This window comes from Ruegeria sp. CJ6 (assembly GCF_056536665.1).
This window is the reverse complement of the sequence record NZ_JBQFQB010000001.1, coordinates 418,715-436,147: the sequence shown is the minus strand read 5'-3', so window position 1 is coordinate 436,147 and position 17,433 is coordinate 418,715. Positions and strand designations below refer to the sequence as shown.

General features: G+C 55.4%; 19 protein-coding genes and 1 other RNA gene. 5 read left to right on the top strand and 15 right to left on the bottom strand.

The window, feature by feature from the left end:
* Nucleotides 1-2 precede the first annotated feature (2 nt).
* From lpxA to ACR0BT_RS02120, 15 genes are all read right to left on the bottom strand, one after another.
* Nucleotides 3-788 carry an acyl-ACP--UDP-N-acetylglucosamine O-acyltransferase gene (gene lpxA, locus ACR0BT_RS02190; RefSeq protein ID WP_170405636.1) on the bottom strand — a complete coding sequence of 262 codons (786 nt, stop codon included), beginning with the start codon at nucleotides 786-788 and terminating at the stop codon, nucleotides 3-5.
* Nucleotides 785-1,258 carry a 3-hydroxyacyl-ACP dehydratase FabZ gene (gene fabZ, locus ACR0BT_RS02185; RefSeq protein ID WP_170393131.1) on the bottom strand — a complete coding sequence of 158 codons (474 nt, stop codon included), beginning with the start codon at nucleotides 1,256-1,258 and terminating at the stop codon, nucleotides 785-787. The genes lpxA and fabZ overlap by 4 nt, the downstream gene beginning before the upstream one ends.
* A gap of 72 nt (nucleotides 1,259-1,330) precedes the next feature.
* The gene (locus ACR0BT_RS02180; RefSeq protein ID WP_170405633.1) at nucleotides 1,331-1,915 is read right to left on the bottom strand and encodes an OmpH family outer membrane protein; all 585 of its coding nucleotides are present in this window, start codon (nucleotides 1,913-1,915) and stop codon (nucleotides 1,331-1,333) included.
* Nucleotides 1,916-1,921: 6 nt separating this feature from the next.
* Nucleotides 1,922-4,282, bottom strand: coding sequence for an outer membrane protein assembly factor BamA (gene bamA / locus ACR0BT_RS02175; RefSeq protein WP_170393133.1), 2,361 nt, complete (start codon nucleotides 4,280-4,282; stop codon nucleotides 1,922-1,924).
* A gap of 128 nt (nucleotides 4,283-4,410) precedes the next feature.
* Nucleotides 4,411-4,539 carry a hypothetical protein gene (locus ACR0BT_RS02170; RefSeq protein WP_255612105.1) on the bottom strand — a complete coding sequence of 43 codons (129 nt, stop codon included), beginning with the start codon at nucleotides 4,537-4,539 and terminating at the stop codon, nucleotides 4,411-4,413.
* Nucleotides 4,540-4,630: 91 nt separating this feature from the next.
* The gene (rseP, locus tag ACR0BT_RS02165; protein ID WP_480762442.1) at nucleotides 4,631-5,983 is read right to left on the bottom strand and encodes an RIP metalloprotease RseP; all 1,353 of its coding nucleotides are present in this window, start codon (nucleotides 5,981-5,983) and stop codon (nucleotides 4,631-4,633) included.
* Between the two features lie 5 nt (nucleotides 5,984-5,988).
* Nucleotides 5,989-7,161 carry a 1-deoxy-D-xylulose-5-phosphate reductoisomerase gene (dxr, locus tag ACR0BT_RS02160; protein ID WP_480590431.1) on the bottom strand — a complete coding sequence of 391 codons (1,173 nt, stop codon included), beginning with the start codon at nucleotides 7,159-7,161 and terminating at the stop codon, nucleotides 5,989-5,991.
* Nucleotides 7,161-7,943 carry a phosphatidate cytidylyltransferase gene (locus ACR0BT_RS02155; RefSeq protein WP_170393136.1) on the bottom strand — a complete coding sequence of 261 codons (783 nt, stop codon included), beginning with the start codon at nucleotides 7,941-7,943 and terminating at the stop codon, nucleotides 7,161-7,163. Before ACR0BT_RS02155 ends, dxr begins: the two co-directional genes overlap by 1 nt.
* Nucleotides 7,940-8,671, bottom strand: a complete 732-nt coding sequence (locus ACR0BT_RS02150) for an isoprenyl transferase (RefSeq protein WP_170421502.1) — start codon at nucleotides 8,669-8,671, stop codon at nucleotides 7,940-7,942. The genes ACR0BT_RS02155 and ACR0BT_RS02150 overlap by 4 nt, the downstream gene beginning before the upstream one ends.
* A gap of 9 nt (nucleotides 8,672-8,680) precedes the next feature.
* Complete coding sequence (gene frr / locus ACR0BT_RS02145) at nucleotides 8,681-9,244, bottom strand: ribosome recycling factor (protein WP_170393138.1); 564 nt, start codon at nucleotides 9,242-9,244, stop codon at nucleotides 8,681-8,683.
* A 184-nt stretch (nucleotides 9,245-9,428) separates the two neighbouring features.
* Nucleotides 9,429-10,424, bottom strand: coding sequence for an acryloyl-CoA reductase (gene acuI / locus ACR0BT_RS02140; RefSeq protein WP_480762441.1), 996 nt, complete (start codon nucleotides 10,422-10,424; stop codon nucleotides 9,429-9,431).
* Nucleotides 10,425-10,474: 50 nt separating this feature from the next.
* Complete coding sequence (locus ACR0BT_RS02135; RefSeq protein WP_170510029.1) at nucleotides 10,475-11,569, bottom strand: dimethylsulfoniopropionate demethylase; 1,095 nt, start codon at nucleotides 11,567-11,569, stop codon at nucleotides 10,475-10,477.
* Nucleotide 11,570: 1 nt separating this feature from the next.
* Nucleotides 11,571-12,077, bottom strand: a complete 507-nt coding sequence (locus ACR0BT_RS02130) for a DinB family protein (RefSeq protein WP_480762440.1) — start codon at nucleotides 12,075-12,077, stop codon at nucleotides 11,571-11,573.
* Complete coding sequence (locus ACR0BT_RS02125) at nucleotides 12,077-12,781, bottom strand: DUF1326 domain-containing protein (protein ID WP_480762438.1); 705 nt, start codon at nucleotides 12,779-12,781, stop codon at nucleotides 12,077-12,079. Before ACR0BT_RS02125 ends, ACR0BT_RS02130 begins: the two co-directional genes overlap by 1 nt.
* A gap of 4 nt (nucleotides 12,782-12,785) precedes the next feature.
* Nucleotides 12,786-13,577 carry a DUF2182 domain-containing protein gene (locus ACR0BT_RS02120; RefSeq protein WP_480762437.1) on the bottom strand — a complete coding sequence of 264 codons (792 nt, stop codon included), beginning with the start codon at nucleotides 13,575-13,577 and terminating at the stop codon, nucleotides 12,786-12,788.
* Nucleotides 13,578-13,666: 89 nt separating this feature from the next.
* Between ACR0BT_RS02120 and ACR0BT_RS02115 the strand changes: the two genes are divergently transcribed.
* The 5 genes from ACR0BT_RS02115 (at nucleotide 13,667) to ssrA (ending at nucleotide 17,387) form a co-directional block, all read left to right on the top strand.
* Complete coding sequence (locus ACR0BT_RS02115) at nucleotides 13,667-14,398, top strand: GntR family transcriptional regulator (protein WP_170421487.1); 732 nt, start codon at nucleotides 13,667-13,669, stop codon at nucleotides 14,396-14,398.
* Between the two features lie 116 nt (nucleotides 14,399-14,514).
* Nucleotides 14,515-15,915 carry a selenium-binding protein SBP56-related protein gene (locus ACR0BT_RS02110; RefSeq protein ID WP_170393145.1) on the top strand — a complete coding sequence of 467 codons (1,401 nt, stop codon included), beginning with the start codon at nucleotides 14,515-14,517 and terminating at the stop codon, nucleotides 15,913-15,915.
* Between the two features lie 13 nt (nucleotides 15,916-15,928).
* Nucleotides 15,929-16,579, top strand: a complete 651-nt coding sequence (locus ACR0BT_RS02105; protein WP_170421484.1) for a hypothetical protein — start codon at nucleotides 15,929-15,931, stop codon at nucleotides 16,577-16,579.
* A gap of 62 nt (nucleotides 16,580-16,641) precedes the next feature.
* A complete protein-coding gene (locus tag ACR0BT_RS02100) occupies nucleotides 16,642-17,004 on the top strand; it encodes a DUF4345 family protein (RefSeq protein WP_170421482.1) in 363 nt (120 codons plus the stop codon).
* Nucleotides 17,005-17,040: 36 nt separating this feature from the next.
* Nucleotides 17,041-17,387, top strand: a transfer-messenger RNA (tmRNA) gene (gene ssrA, locus ACR0BT_RS02095).
* Nucleotides 17,388-17,433 lie beyond the last annotated feature (46 nt).

The window sequence follows — 17,433 nt, the reverse complement described above, 5'->3', positions numbered from 1 at the left end:
GCCTACTTCCTTGGGGTCAGGAACGAACGGTCTGTTTGCCCCGTCACAAATTCGACGATCTGGCGCACATATTCGTTGTCTGCATCCTCGCCCAGCCGGGTGGCGCGATCCATGAAGGTGCCGTCTCCTTCGGATAGTTCCTTGAAGGCCGCGCGCAATGCCGAGATATCCTCACGCGTTACACCACGCCGCTTCAAACCGACCAGATTCAAGCCATCCAGCTCGCCCCGAGGCGCCTGAACAAGCCCATATGGGATCACATCATTCGGGACCATCGTAAGCGCGCCAATGATGGCACCGCGACCTACGCGCACGAACTGATGTAAGCCCGAAATTCCGCCAACGATGACGTCATCCTCGATAATACAGTGACCAGCTGCGCCAGCGTGATTCACCAGAATGACCCGGTTGCCGATTTGTACATCATGCGCCACGTGGACACCGGCCATCAGTAAGCAGTCATCGCCAATCCGGGTGATACCACCGCCGCCATCCGTGCCGGTGTTGATAGTGACGTGTTCGCGGATACGGTTGCGCTCACCGATTTCAAGGCGCGTGTTCTCACCACCGAATTTCTTGTCTTGCGGAATTTCCCCGACAACAGCAAAGCTGAAAATCACTGTGTCATCACCAATTGACGTATCGCCGGTGACTACGACATGGGATTTCAGTTCGACCCGATCGCCCAGACGGACCTGCGGACCGATATGGCAGAATGGACCAATCGTACAACCCTGCCCGATCTGCGCACCGTCTTCGATAATGGCGCTGGGATGAATACCGCTCATGTTGTTTTTTCCATGTCCCAGTCGACATAGGCCGAAAATTCAGCTTCGGCAGCAACCTCGCCCTCGACTGTCGCGCGGCCGCTGAACTTGAAGATCTTGCCACCTTTCTTACCGCGTACAGTTTCGACATGCATTTCGAGAACATCGCCAGGTACGACCTTGCGGCGGAATTTGCATTTGTCGATATTCATGAAATAGATCAGCAACTCGCTGTCGATTACATCCATGCCGACACCCAGCATAACCCCTGCAGTCTGCGCCATCGCCTCGACAATGGTCACGCCAGGCATGATCGGAGTTCCGGGGAAATGGCCCTGAAAGTGCGGCTCGTTCATGGTGACATTCTTGATGCCCACCGCTGATTGATAGCCATCGATATCCACAACCTTGTCGACCAGCAAAAACGGATAGCGATGCGGCAATATACGCTGAATCAGCTGAATGTCGGCGCTCTTGGTTTCCGTGGTCATGGTGCGGATGTCCTGTTCTGGATGTCTCTTTCAAGCGTGGTTAGCAATACCCGTACCCAAGGGCAAGCCAGCCTATTCGTTGTTATTGTTTTCAAGTGTAGCGCCGTCGCCGATTGCGGCATCGATCCTGGCTATCGCAGCGTTGGTAATATCTGAGGCGTCCGTGCTTAGAACCACATTGGACCGCTCGATCACAATCGAAGCGCCAAATTCACGCAGCAGTTCGATCAGCACCGGTTGCGCCATTTCAAAAAACTGACCACGCGCCTCTTCGCCGCGCCGCGCTAATGCGTCCAGTTTGGCGCGCTGGCCGTCACGGTGTGATTGAACTTTCTCGTCAAAAGCTTCGGCAAGCGGGCGAAACTCGTCCGCCGAAAGATCTGACCTCTTTTCGGTCAGATCTTTTTCTTCCTTGCTCAACTGCGCCACAATCCGTTCGTTTTCTTCAGCCAAAAGGGTGCTTTCGGCTTCAATCTCGCGAAAGACGCGCTGCCCAAAGGCGGAATCTGCAAACAAACGCTCACTGGAGATTGTCAGAACGTCTGTTTGTGGCACGCCCAATTGCTGCGCACCCAGCGGCATTGCTACAGCTAGAAGTACCAAAACGCACAGGGCCCTTAGCGGGCCCTGCAGGATGTTCTTAACTTCGGTGATCATTCGCGATCAGAACCTGGCTTGAACTGTCAGGTCAAAGCTTTGCTCTTTATCGAAGTCCTCTTTCTTGAGGGCCTGCGAGAAGTTGAAGCGAAGCGGACCAAACGGTGTTTCCCACAGTACGGATACCCCTACAACATGCCGGATCGAACCGCTTTCACCAACAATATCAGCGCCAGCGGTGTTGACGTTGTTGAGATTGTAGAGGTTGCCTACATCATAGAAGACGCCGCCACGCAGCCCCAGTTCTTCGGGCAGCCCCAGCGGGAAGTCCGATTCGAAACGAGCAACCCAGTAGTAGTTGCCGCCGATGGCATCGTCCTGCCCGTTCGAAAGGTCACGCGGCCCGATACCAGCAGGCTCAAACCCGCGGAATGTGCTAGGACCTAGAACAAACCGGTCGAGCGTGCGGCTGAAATCGTCCCCGGTCCAGTTCAGTGCACCCAATTCAAGCGTCGCGCGCAATACGACTTCTTCGTTGAGGACGCGTTTCTGCGCGATCGCCCGCGCCGTGGTTTTGAAGAATTCATTGTCCCCGCCAAGACCAGCAGCATCCACGCCGACTTCGAACAAGACGCCCGCTGTGGGGTTCAGGCCACCAATACGGCTATCGTATACGTAGGACACACCCAGAGAACTGCTGGTTCGTTTCCCCTGATCGATCTCTGATGAGATGACAGCGCCGTTCCGCTCATTGCTCTGCTGGGTCATTTCGCTGCGATCCCAACCATAGCGAAGACGCAACGCCGACAATTCACCAATCGCGTAGCTCAGCTGTGGGCGGAAGAACACTGTTTTTGTGTCGTAGCTGGCAAAGCTCGAATTGGTGCTGGCCAGACCAAGCCCAAGATCAAAGCGTAGCTTACGGCCCAGCAGATAAGGCTCGGTAAAGTTGATAACGTACTGCTCAGAATCCTGAGCTGTCGACAACGTGATACCCAGGTTTTGCCCGCGGCCGAGGAAGTTCGATTCATTCAATCCGATTGCGATCCCGAAACCGTCCGAGACCGAGTAGCTACCGCCCAGACTCAACGAACCGGTGGGTTGTTCTTCGACGTCCACGTCCACGATGACCTGGCTTGGCGACGATCCCTCGCGGGTTTCCACATCAGCGACCGAGAAGAAACCCAAGGCGCGAATACGTTCGGCGCTCTGGCGGATTTCACGGGGATTGAAGGGGTCGCCTTCAACGGTATCGAATTGACGGCGGATCACACGGTCTAGCGTGGTTGTGTTCCCCTCGATATCGATGCGTTCCACAAAGATACGCGGGCCACGGGTTAGCACGAACTGGACATCCAACGTCAGATCGCGGGGATTACGCGTTACCCGGGGCTCGACCCGCAGGAAATCAACGCCGTTTTTCAGCCCCAGACGCTCCATCCGCGCGATCGAGTTCTCAAGCACCGTCGGAGAGTAAATTACACCTGGTTTGACTTTCAGAGCCGCCTGATAAGGCGCTGGGTCCACACCCGGGATCTCACTGACGGTCGTAATCTGACCGAACGAGAACCGCTGTCCTTCTGTGACGTTCATAACCAGAAAGAATGCATCCCGTTCGCGGGTGAATTCGACATTGGCACTATTGACGCGAAAATCGATATAACCGCGTGACAGGTAGAAATCACGGATCACCTGTTTGTCGAATTCGATTCTGTCGGCAATGAAGGTGTCGCCGCGAAGGAAGGTCCGCAGAATGTTCGCCTGCTTTGTTTCAAGCACGCGGCGCAGGCGACGGTCCGAAAACGCGCGGTTTCCTACAAAACTGACGCGCTCGACCTCGATTGTCGTTCCTTCGGCGACTTCGAACACCAGATCGACACGGTTATCGCTGCGACGAATGATGCGGGGGATAACCGTCGCGGATACGCGGCCCTGCGCCGAATATACTTCGGCAATCAGGTCAGCGTCCGCTTCGGCCTGTTGAGGCGTGAATACGCGGCGGGTTTGGGACGATATCGCTTCGAGCAGGAGATCATCTTTTACGCGGCGATTGCCCTCGATGCTGATCTGGTTGATGGTCGGGTATTCCTCGACCGCAATGACCAACGTACTGCCACGCGGTGTAAGTTCGACTGTTTCAAAAACACCACTGTCAAGCAAACGCTGGAAGGCATCATTCAATTGTCCTGCCGTAACAGTCTGCCCCGGTTCGATTCCGGTGCGGGCGATAATCGTCGAAGTCTCGATCCGTCGATTGCCCTCAACTTCGAAGCTGTTGATGGTGTAAGATTGCGCCTGTGCGGGCTGCGTCAGAACCAGTAAACCCGGTGTAGCAAAAAGGAAAAAGAACGTTAGTGCCTGCCACAAAATGTTGCTTTTCCGCCCCCGCGAGCCGCAGTATGTGCCCGTGCGCCTGCTGTCAGTCATTTTTATCACTACCCAGAATTTTCAGCCTTTAGCTGCTGAGTAGCCCGATTGTGGGGCCATGTCAAAAGACGAAAAAGCAAAAACGGCCCATAAGGCCGTTGCACGTAAGTCAGACATGTTCAGGAGAATCACAAACCGAGCAGATAACCACCAACAGCTAGGGCCAGTGCGGTCACGGCAAAGCTGAGCAGCATATCCCAGTTCAACTGGAACAGGACGCTGACACTCTGATAGGATTTTTGAAACGCCTTGGTCATTGAACTCAAGCCTACACTTATCGATGCACCCCAATAAGATAGGCTTGAATTGCGGCAATTTTGCGTCGGAACGGTGCCAAGATCGCCTTAATCAGCAGAACAGATCATTACTGACCGAGAAAAGCATCAATGACAGGATCAGTGTGACACCGACCCCCATCAGTACCCTCAGCGCTTTATCACTGGGTGGTCTACCAGACACAGCTTCATAAGCGTAGAATAGCAAATGCCCCCCATCCAAGGCTGGGATCGGGAACAGGTTCAGCAACCCGACCGCCGTTGACAATACGGCGATGAAGAAGATGAAGTTCTGTGCCCCCTGGCTGGCCATAGCACCCGAGGTTTCGGCAATACCGATCGGCCCGGAAATGTTGCAGGTGCTGATCGCTCCGGTGATCATGTGCCACATTCCCGACAGTGAGCCTTCGATGATGCGCCCGGTTTGGACCACGCCACCTTCGATCGAATCCCAAATGCCCGCTGGAACGGTTTCGGGATCGATCATCATGCCGCCTACGATACCGATGCGCCAATGGGTGATGAAACCACCATCCGACGTCGGCTCGTCCGTGCGTCGGGGCGCAAGTGCAAATTCCAAATCCGCCCCGTCGCGCCATACATCCAGCAGCAATACACGCCCGTTCGATCCTTCGACATGTTCCTTAAGCTGCTCGAACGCAAAGATCGGATCACCGTCTACCGCCGTGATTACGTCGCCCTGCCGCAACTGTATGTCCATCGCTGCACTGCGCGGCGTAACCTGTTGGATTAGCGGTGGAAAGAGCCAAGGTGCCACGACATCAGTGGTCTCTCCATCTCGGATAACCGTATAGTCCAACTCTGGTTCTACAGGCAGCGAATTGATGAAATCGGACCAGTTGCTTGCGTCATCGAAATCCGGTGTTGGAATGCCTGCGATGGCGATAATCTCATCGCCCTCCTGCAAACCCTGAATTGTACCAGGCAACGGCTGCAGTGCGCCGACAGTCAAAGGTTCACGGGATACACCCTGCGACCAGAAAATCAGGCCAAACACCAATATCGACATCACGAAATTAAAGACCGGCCCTGCCGCAACAGTAGCCGCACGCGCCCAAAGCGGGGCGCCGTGCATGGTGCGGCGCAGCTCTTCCGGGCTTTGTGCAGAGATCTCACTCATCGCGTCTACGTCTTTGCCGGACGCGGCATTGGCATCCCCCAGGAATTTGACATAACCGCCAAATGGCAGCAGCGCGACCTGCCAGCGAGTGCCGCGCTTGTCTACGCGGCTCCATAGAACCGGGCCGAAACCGATCGAGAACACTTCGGCATGAATGCCAGACCACCGACCAACGATGTAGTGGCCGTATTCGTGCACCGCGACAATCACTGAAAGCGCAATAACGAAGGCTATTATCGTGTAGAGCAGATTGCCAAATTGCGGGATCAAAGAGAGTATGTCCAAAAGTTCTATCCTGCTCGTTCCAATACGGTTTCATCGACCCACTGACGTGCGAGATGGTCCGTTTGCTGTACATTATCAAGGGTCAATGGTGCATCAATCAGGCTGTCTGAGGCCTCAAAACGCTCCAACACGGCCGACACCGTGTCTGCCATATCCAAAAAACGTATCCGGTTTTCTATAAAGTGGTCCAATGCGCGCTCTTTGGCGGCGTTGAAGATCGCACCGGACAAGCCGCCGCGCTGCATCACTTCGCGGGCAAGACGCAAAGCCGGGTAACGCGCTTCATCCGGTGCATGAAATCGCAACTGACCCAGTTGCGCGAGATCCAGGCGCGCAACAGGTAAATCGCGCCGTTCGGGCCAATGCAGCGCGTACCCGATGGCATGGCGCATATCCGGAGCACCCAGATGCGCCATCAAGGCGCCGTCCTGAAACCCGACCAGTGCGTGAACGATGGATTCTGGGTGTACGAGGACTTCGATATTCGATGGGTTAACGCCAAAATATTCTTTGGTTTCTATAACTTCCAATGCCTTGTTGAACATAGATGCGCTGTCGATCGTAATCCGCTGTCCCATGTTCCAGTTCGGATGACTCGATGCCTGTTCAACAGTTGCTTTGGCCAGATCGCCAAGCGGCCAATCCCGGAACGCTCCACCGCTTGCGGTGATAATGATCCGTTCGACGCTAGTCATATCCTCGCCCACAAGCGCCTGAAAAACTGCCGAATGTTCGCTATCCACGGGTAATAGCGTGGCGCCATGCGCCCGAGCCGTTTCCAGAACCAGCGGCCCGGCACAAACCAGCGTTTCCTTGTTGGCAAGCGCGAGTGTCGCCCCTTGTTTCAACGCTTCGATCCCCGGAGCCAGTCCTGCGGAACCGACAATTGCAGACATCACCCAATCCGCCGGTCGCGCCCCGGCCTCGATCAGAGCGGCCTGCCCCGCAGCCGCTCGCACTCCGCTGCCGGCCAATGCGTCACGCAGATCATCGAGTTTGTCATCAAACGCAGTCACCGCCACGTCTGCATCCAGGCGCACTGCATCGCGTGCAAGCTGCGCGACGTTGCGTCCACCGGTCAACGCGACCACGTCATAGGCATTCGGATTTCTTGCGATCAGATCAATCGTATTCTGGCCAATGGAACCAGTCGCACCAAATATGGATACCCTTCGCATCACATACCTCCGGGCGCGTAAAACAGCCCTGCGAGCAACACAAAGACTGACGCGCCCATCATCCCATCAAACCGATCCAGAAACCCGCCATGACCGGGTATAAGGTTTGAGCTGTCCTTAACGCCAAAGCCACGTTTTGTCGCGCTTTCAACAATATCACCGATCTGGCTGGCCATAGAGGCAAGAACCGAGACAACGATAAAAGCAATGCCGAAACCGGCATAGTGCGCAAAAACTGTTCCGACCAGCGCGGCGGCAACCCAGCCTCCAACCGTACCGGACCATGTCTTCTTGGGGCTAACTCTGGGCCAAAACTTAGGTCCGCCAAGCGTTTTGCCCACAAAATACCCGGCGACATCCGTGGCCACGACCACAAGGATCAGCCAAACCATCCATCCAAATCCCAGGTTCTCTCGGATCGATATGAATCCCAGCCCCGACATCGCGATCCAAAGGGCAAACAGGACGTATATCCCGCGCGCACGGTTGATCTGTCCTGCTCCTACCAATGCCGGGGCCACCAAACATGGAAGCTTGTATAGCGGTGGTAGATGATAGCTTAGGACCACGGCGAACCCGGTCAGTATCGCCAGCTGAATCGCGACACCCTGACGTTCTGGGTCGATCATCCGGATCAGTTCCCATATCATCAGACCGCAGACGGTGCCGATAAATATCTCAAACCACAGGCCGCCTAGCCAAACTTCGACTGCCGCAATAGTCACAAGAACCGAAGCCGACAAAACCCGGGCAGTCAGATCAGACCATCGGCCATCACTCATGCCGGGACCGCTCCAAACCGCCGTTCTCGCGATCCATAGTTGCGGCACAGCCGTTCTAGTTCTGCAGCGGTGAAATCAGGCCACAGAGTATCGATGAATTCGTATTCGGAATAGGCAGACTGCCACAGCAGGAAATTCGAGATCCGCGCTTCACCACTGGTACGGATCACCAAGTCGGGGTCTGGCAGAACGCGCGTGTCCAGATATTTGGGCAGAGTTTCCTCGTCCACGTCCTCGGGGCGCAGAATGCCATCGGCCACGTCACGTGCCAAACGTCTGGTCGCGCGCGCCACCTCGTCACGACCGCCATAGTTCAAGGCAACGGTTAGATGAACCAGGTCATTGTTCTGTGTTTCGCGTTCAAGCGTATCCATCAGCTCGGTCAACTTGGCATCCAGCCGAACTCTATCCCCAATGAAACGGACCCGAATGCCGTTATCTTTCAAGGTCTTGGTCTCTTTGACGATGTAACGGCGAAACAAGCTCATCAGGCCTGCAACTTCGACCTGAGTGCGTTTCCAGTTTTCAGTCGAAAACGCAAATACTGTCAGATACTTGATCCCTAAACCTGGGCAGGCCTCGACCACCTCACGGACGCGGCGCGCACCTGCATGATGGCCAAACAATCGAGGCCGCCCGCGCGACTGTGCCCAGCGACCGTTGCCGTCCATGATGATAGCAACGTGGCGCGGCCCTGCAATCGGAGAGGTATCGGGATCCTTTGGCATATCCGAGGCTCAGACCTGCATGATCTCGGCTTGTTTGGTCTCGAGCGCATCATCGACGGATTTGATCATGGTATCCGTCAGCTCCTGAACCTCGGTTTCCCAGAATTTCTGATCGTCCTCGGACATGCCGTCTGCCTTGGCCTTTTTGATCTGGTCCATGCCATCACGGCGCACATTCCTGATCGAAACCCGTGCGCTTTCTGCATATTGACCCGCGACCTTGCCGAGCTCGCGACGGCGTTCTTCGTTCAGCTCGGGAATCGGCAGCATGATGATGGTACCATTCAGTTGCGGGTTTATACCCAAACCGCTTTCCCGAATGGCCTTTTCAACCTTGCCGACGAGGCCCTTGTCCCAAACATTCACGGTTACCATGCGCGGTTCAGGGACGTTCACGGTACCGACCTGATTGATCGGAGTCATCGCGCCGTAAGCATCGACCATGACGGGCTCAAGCATTGAAGCCGATGCACGACCGGTCCGCAGCGAAGCGAATTCGGTTCTGAGGTTGGCCATGGCACCGTCCATACGGCGTTTCAGATCATCGGTATCGAGTTCGAAATCATCAGACATGCTGCTCACTCCCCGTCTTCAGGTGATGTTCGGATGGGTCTTAAGCCATCACAAATGGGATGTATAGCAATCATGGTCACGAAATGTGGCAATGGCCAGAACTGTTTCCGGCATTTCGGCCTCATTCCCGACAATTGGGTCGGCCGGATGCATGCTCCGGCCGATCCGTTGTCTGTTTTGTCTATCAAGCGTTCACGTTTACCACGACACGCCCTTTTACCTGACCTTGCAGGATGTCCGCTCCCAACTGGGGCAGATCAGAAAGGGTTGCTGCATGGACCATCGCCTCAAGCTTATCCATAGGCAGATCGGTTGCGATACGCGTCCAGGCACGGACCCGGTTGTCATATGGCTGCATCACGCTGTCGATGCCCAACAGATTAACACCGCGCAGCAGGAATGGGATCACGGTTGCGGGCAGCGCCGCACCACCGGCAAGGCCAACCGCAGCGACCGAGGCCCCATACTTCATCTGCCCCAGCACGCGGGCAAGCATCGCTCCGCCCACCGCATCAACACATCCGGACCAAGTTTCACTTTCCAGCGGACGCTTGGTGGTCTCGTTCAACTCGTCACGCGGGACAATTGTGGTTGCACCCAGTGATTTCAGGTATTCTTCGGTTTCAGGACGCCCGGTCACAGCTGCAACCTCATAGCCCAGATGGGCCAAAATGGCCGTCGCGACCGAGCCGACACCTCCTGCGGCACCTGTGACCAACACCGGGCCATGACCCGGCTGCAAACCTTGATCCTCCAGCGCCATGACGGCCAGCATAGCGGTGAACCCGGCAGTGCCAACTGCCATCGCCTGCCGTGTATCCAACCCATCCGGCAACGGCACCAGCCAATCTGCCCGCGCGTTTGCTTTTTGTGAATAGCCGCCCCAATGCGCTTCACCTACGCGCCAGCCCGTCAGCACGACCTTGTCGCCAGGTTTGTAGCGTGCATCCGAGGACTGCTCGACCGTGCCCGCATAATCGATGCCCGGAATATGAGGATAACTACGCACCAGACCACCGCCTTTGGGCGACATGCACAGACCGTCCTTATAGTTCACCGTTGAATATTCAACGGCGATCGTCACTTCTCCATCCGGCAGCGCATCCAGAGAAATCTGCTTCACCGAAGCGCTTGCGAGGCCACTTTCTTCATCTTTTTCAACGACAAGTGCATTAAACATGAACTTACTCCTTCTATTGCCTCAATCGGCTGTGTTCCTGAAACAAGGGCTTAGCGCCAGAATTTTTCCTGCACCTCGGCCCATCGCATTCCATGTTCGGTCATCAATTCAATCCGCGTACCTGGCGCCCAATGGGACCGGTCGACCATTCCAATGGCTACATTCACTCCAAACTCGGGTGAATACGCAGCCGAAGCCACCTGCCCGACCTGCCGGCCCCCGGCCATCAGCGGCCAAGATTCGGTGCACGGTCCGATCTCACCTTCAATGACAAGCGGACGGATCTGCCGGGGCGGACCGTTTTTCGCCTGATCCGCCAAATCGGCTTTGCCGATATAATCCAGCGGAGAATTGCAGAACCGTGCTAGCCCGCATTCATAGGGCGTATTCTCGCGCCGCATGTCCGACCCGAAACTCAACAGACCGCTTTCAACACGCTCAATCCCGTTTGGGCAACCTGCCCGCACGTTCAGGTCTCGGCCATTAGAAAACAGCGTGTCCCATAGTGGCATGCCATAATCCGTCCCTTCGACGTATATCTCGAACCCGCCTTGTTTTGACCAGCCAGACCGGGCGACGACGAATGATGTATCTTCAAACGCCAACCGTTTATATCGAAAGAACTTTATATCCCTGACTTCATCACCAAAGACGCGCGTCATCAGCTCGTCCGCCTTGGGGCCTTGTACCGCCAAGGGCGACACATCCGGCTCAGAAATATCGACATCCAGCCCCAGCGCAATCACGATTCCCAGAGCAAACTGCCAAAGGTCACCATCGGCAACCGACAACCAATAGTGATCATCCGCCAGTTTGATCGCAACAGGATCATTCAGCATGCCGCCATTGTGATCTACTATCGGCACATAATAGCACTGGTTCGCCTGCATTTTGTCCATATCGCGCGGGCTGAGCATCTTCATCAGCCGCAACGCATCCGGGCCTTTGATCTGTACCTGCCGCTCACACGAGACATCCCAGACCTGTACATGCTGTTTCAGATGCGCCGCATCAGCCTCGATGCTTTCAAAAACCGTCGCAAGCAGCATGTGATTATAAACGGTATACCCTGTGACGCCTTCGGCCTCGACGCCCGGAGTGAATGGGGTTTTGCGCACGCGCCGGTTCGGTGAGATGACTGCCATGTCAGAAATCCTCTGGCAGAAAGACAAGATCGCTGACAGGTGCCTGCGAACCAGCCTCGGTCAGCATTTGGTGCAATTGTCCGCGATGATGCGTCTGATGATTGAACATATGAATGACGCATTGCCCGTAAGGCTTTGTTACGTCGTTCTCTTTTGCAGCCGAGTACCACGTGAACGAACCGCTCAGGACATCATCCCCCAACGTATTGGCCCATCTCGCAATACGGGCGTCAATCGTATCGCGCAGCGGCAGCCAGTCGGCCATGCCAGTGCAGATCGAGACACTCTTAGGAATGCCACCACCTGGCCCCGGTCCCTTGTCAAACCGGGAAATCCAGATCCAATCCCCCCAAAGCAGATGATTGGCAGTTCCCATGATCGACCCGAAAAAAGCGCCGCGATCCCGTGCCAATTCTTCGTCTGAAAGAGCTTCGAGAAAGCCCTTTAACTGGTTGTTTTTCCAGTGGTTATATCGCGCCATTTCACGGGCATAGGCACCGGTTATCATTACTTAGGCCCGTGCCAGTCAATCGGGCAGATCTCGGCTGACTTGCCGCCGAAGTCCCATACGCGACCATAGTCGCGCACCTTGGATTTCGTGCCTTTTGCTACAATGATGTCCGGCCCCATCCAGTATTTCGAATTTGAAACCATCACCGGGTGCTCTGGGTCTTTGCCCGCCAGCATTTCGATCTCACCCTGAATCTTGCGCCCTATCATGATCCGGCGTTTGGTGCCGTCCCTTTCGATCTGAACCGGTGCACGTTCAGCCCCTATGATCTCGCTGACCAACATAGTGAACAGCCCGGTTGTGCCACCTGCCTGACCGCTGAATATCTGCAACAGTCCATTATAAGCCTTGCCGCTGGCACGTTCATCCACATAAGCCGCGACTTTCCACTGGCCTTCGCCCATGCGTCCGGGGATATCAACCAGCAGACCTACATTCAGACCGGACAAATCTTCGCCTTCGTAATGGCCTTCGTCGATCGCGATACCCATCCACGCGTGGCAATGCCCTTCGGTCGGAGGGTGTGCACCCAGCGAAACCACGCATGGGCAGAATACGTCGCACGAACAATTCAGGATCAGTTCACCCTTAACCGCCCAATCGGTCGGGCTCATCTCACGCCGCTTGGGATTTGGCATCCGGCTGTCAATTCTTTGACTGACCGGCAGCTTGTCTGCATCCGGTTTTCTTTTTTTAGCCATCGACTTATCCTCCGTAAACAATGTGATGAGCGAGCAGTGCAAAACCACCCGCAATCAAGACGAATCCCATAGGACGGGTCACGGCGTGCCCGATCTGGGGAAGTTTTTCCAATACCATGAACAGGGTCGCCAGCCCCATCCAGAGCAGGCTCATGACGCCGCCGACAAAGCCCAACGCCATGAAGCCCCAGCAGCAACCGACACAGAACGCACCCAGTCCAACGCCCATGCGTACACCGCCGCCGAATCCGGTTTTCCAGTGGCCCAGAAAATACGTCATCGGTGCATGGCAAACACCGTGGCAGACTTCTTTCGCCCGAGAAAACTGAAAGGCACCCACGGCGATCAACAGGCCGGCGGCCAGATATGGCGATTTGGCGACTCCCAACATATCAACCGCGCCGCCAAACAGCAGCGCCAATTGCAGGCCAGTGATCAGCGCAGCAAAGCCCACCCAAACTATGAAGTATCCGGATAGAACGCCCAGCCACCCTGCCCGCGTACCGTTCGCGCTGCGGATCAGATCATCATAACTGCGCAACGTGGGCACCAAAGTCGGCAGCATCATGGCCGCCATCATGATCGCCCACATCCAGAAAAGTGGGCCGAACTCGGCCATGGGCATATACATGTCCATACGCGGATCCATGGCCGCCATCGCCTGACCCATCGGTCCGGGTCGACCGATCCAGTCCACGTCCATATCGCGGCTCATCGAGACCATCATCCACCACGACCAAAGGATCGTGATGTAGAAGCCCAACCAAAGCGCGCTGCGGAAAATTGAGCGACTCACTTGCTCCTCCCGACTCAACTCTCTTGCTTTTCAAATGTCAGACTTTTAAATGTCAGACAAATAAAAATTACGCATCGCCGAAAACAACCATGAAAATCGACCCTCAGAGTACTGCAGATCTGTCCGCTCAAATTGCTCAGGCGATCCGGGACGCAATTATCTCGGGTCGGCTGATCGTAGATGAGCGTCTGCCCTCAGAATCTGAGTTGGCCGATCAGTTCAAAGTATCACGGCCTACGGTTCGCGAAGCATTGAAACGTCTGGCAGCGCAGTCCCTTATCCGCACGCAACGCGGGGCATCGGGTGGTGCGTTTGTTAACCGACTGAGTTTTGAGGACGCCTATTCCCAACAAGTCACAACCTCGACACTGCTGCTGTCGATGAACGCAGTCAGTTTCGACACCGCATGCGAAGCGCGTTATGCGCTCGAACGTGCATGCGCTGCTTTGTCGGCACAACGTCGTACCGCGGATCAACTTGCCACCATGCGGGCCGAGATTTTTCGTCAGGCGCAACCAGGTCTCACAGATGAGGCTTTCTGCGCGTCCGACGTCGCCTTTCATCGCGCGCTTGTGGATGGCGCGGGCAACCCCGTTCTGTCCTACCAATTGGCCGGCGCGGTCGAGGCTATGCAACCTCTGATGAACATGATTACGTTCACGGCCCGATCCCGCGAAGAGATCATCGCCCTCCACAGTGACATCACAGACGCACTAGAAGCGCGTGATGCCGGCTCGGTCGATGCAGCATTGATCAAACTTGAGGCCTACACACGGCAACTGGCGCAGGACGTGGCCGAAAGACGACGCAAACCCGCCTGACCACAGGCAAAAAGGAACGAAGGACGGCGAGGTGCCCGAGCAGGCAGCATGACATCCGGCGTTAAGACCGGAACTTCCAACATGAATTGAAGATCAATGACTTACGGGAGGACGTTATGAACCAAAGACCGGACCCAACCTTTTACCCATCAGCCAAACTGGCGATGGAGGGCCCCACTGAAACGCTTGCATTCACGTTGATGCTAAGCCCTGATTTTTCCCAACCAGACGGTTTGGCCGTCGTGAACGTGGATCCGACTTCGGATGATTACGGAAAAATTGTTCATCAGGTGATCATGCCAGAAAAAGGCGATGAGTTTCACCATTTCGGGTGGAACGCTTGTTCCTCTGCGCTGTCACCGCTTAGTGGCCATGCGTTTCTGGAACGCCGCTACCTCATTGTTCCTGGCATACGATCCAGCCGGATCTACATTATCGACGTAAAGAACCCGCTTGAGGCCAAGATACACAAGATCATCGAACCCGAAGAAGTCTTTGCAAAAACTGGATATTCCCGCCCGCACACGATCCATTGCGGACCGGAGGGGATCTACGTGAGCACGCTTGGAGGCGGTGGCGAAGACGGCACGGACGGCCCACCGGGCATTTTCATCATGGATTGCGAGAGCTTCGAGATCATTGGGCGCTACGAGATCGAGCGAGGTATCCAAGACAAACACTACGATTTCTGGTGGAACCTGCCACGCGACTATATGGTCAGTTCGGAATGGGGACTGCCTCCGCAATTCGAAAACGGCATCGTGGCCGAGGATCTGCTTTCGAACAAATACGGGCACAGCATCCATTTCTGGAACCTACGCAGCCGGACCAATATTCAGACCATCGATCTAGGTGAAAATCACCAGATGGCCCTGGAAATCCGGCCCGCTCACGATCCGGTCAAACAATATGGGTTCTGTGGTGTGGTGGTTGACACGACCAACCTGCAGGGCGCGATCTTTACTTGGTGGCGTAATGATGATGGCACCTTCGAGGCCAAGAAGACTATCACGATCGATCCGCAGCCCGCTGATCCAGATGACTTGCCTGAATTGCTGAAAGGCTTCTCTGCCGTTCCGCCACTGGTCACGGATATCGATCTCAGCTTGGACGATAAATACCTTTATGTGGCCTGTTGGGGCACGGGTGAGATGCATCAATACGATGTCTCTGATCCCATGAACCCGACCCTTGCGGGCAAAGTCGAGATCGGGGGGATCGTCAAGAAAACAAAACATCCCAACGGGCAAGACTTTGGTTACGGGCCGCAGATGGTTGAAATCAGCCGCGACGGAAAGCGGGTATATTGGACCAATTCGCTGTATTCCACATGGGATGATCAGTTCTATCCCGGTGAACGCGGGGCTGCGATGGTCAAGGCGGATGTTGGCGAGAACGGGGGCCTGACATTGGATCCGAAGTTCTGGGTCGACTTCCCCGACGGATATCGGGCCCACCAAATCCGGCTTGAGGGTGGAGACTGTTCAACCGATAGTTTCTGCTACCCATCGGTCTGAGTTGGAGACTCTGATGACATCAACGGCTGGTCTCTGGCTGGCCGTTGTGCTTAGCGGCGCTTATCATGGCCTGAATCCCGGAATGGGCTGGCCGCTTGCGGTATCTTCGGCGTTGATGGAACAACGGCCATCAGCTTTGTGGCGCGCATTGACCGCCCTGGCTGGTGGTCATTTCGTCGCCATGCTGGGGGTCCTACTGCCATTTGCTATGATGGCAGTTCTGGTTGAATATCAACGCGAAATTCGTATCGGCGCTGCGCTGATTGTGATCACAATGGGTGTTTACATCGCCATAACACGCCGGCATCCCCGGATGTTGTCGCGCGTACCGCCAAGCAAATTGGCACTTTGGTCGTTCCTCGTTGCGCTGGCACACGGCGCGGCGTTGATGTTGGTTCCGATTTATCTTGGATTGTGTGGATCAGACGAGCTGGAAACGGGCCAGATCGCAGTCTCTCAGATCATGGCGAGCAATGGCCTGCTCGTACTGACGGTCGCTGCACTTCACACAGCCGCCATGATCCTTGGCGGAGGCATTTTGGCCTTCGCCGTCTATCGCTGGCTGGGCCTTCAATTTCTGTCACGCAGCTGGTTCAATCTGGAACTTGTCTGGGCTCTCAGCCTGATCGCGGTCGGAGTTATAGGCTTGTGGTCAGCGATTTAGATGCTTTTCTTTACATAGTGCTGCGCTAGACTCTGCGAGCAGAGCAGAAAGGGAAAAAGTCCATGATCGCAACCCTTAACGTGATTGCCGCCTTGCTGACCGTCGGCTTTGGTTTGTTCGGATTTCTGGCCCCGGCCTACACAGCCAACGCGCTGGACCTAGCCCCCACCAAAAGCACCATGGGACTTAGTGAGATGCGAGCCTCGGTTGGCGGGTTGTTCGTGGTGACAGGTGCCGTGGTTCTCTGGCTCAACACACCGATGGCATATGCCATGCTGGGCGTTGTTTATGCAGGGGCGGCGTTGGGTCGGTTTGTGTCTTTGGCGCTGGATAATCCCCCGTTCGTCAAGGCGCTGACTTTTGGTGGAATCGAGCTTGTTCTGGCCCTTTGGCTTATTATCGCCAACATGAACAGAGCTGCTTAACTTATTGAATTTTATATAAGTCAACCTTAGCATTCCGGGTTTGCATCCGACCACGTCCTAACCTATATATGAGGGGTCCTTCGGGACTATGGACATAAACGCGCTCGTAATAAGCGGATCGGACCCGGGGGCGGTACCCGGCGGCTCCACCAACATCCTTCGTTTGAGGATCATGGGGCCGAAATAGGATCGACGAACGTCTAAAGGGGTTAGCTTTGTCTCGGCTGTCTGCCACCGTTACCGGCGAAACTAGTACAATTGCAAACGACAATCGTGCTCCGGTTGCAGTTGCTGCGTAAGCAGTAGCAAGACCGAAACTTAAGCCCTTGCGCCTAGCCGCGTAAGGCGGGGTTCGCAGGTACCTGGCAACAGAAACCTGCATTTTACCGATTATGTCTGCTCCATGCCCATAACTCACCAGGGATTCAG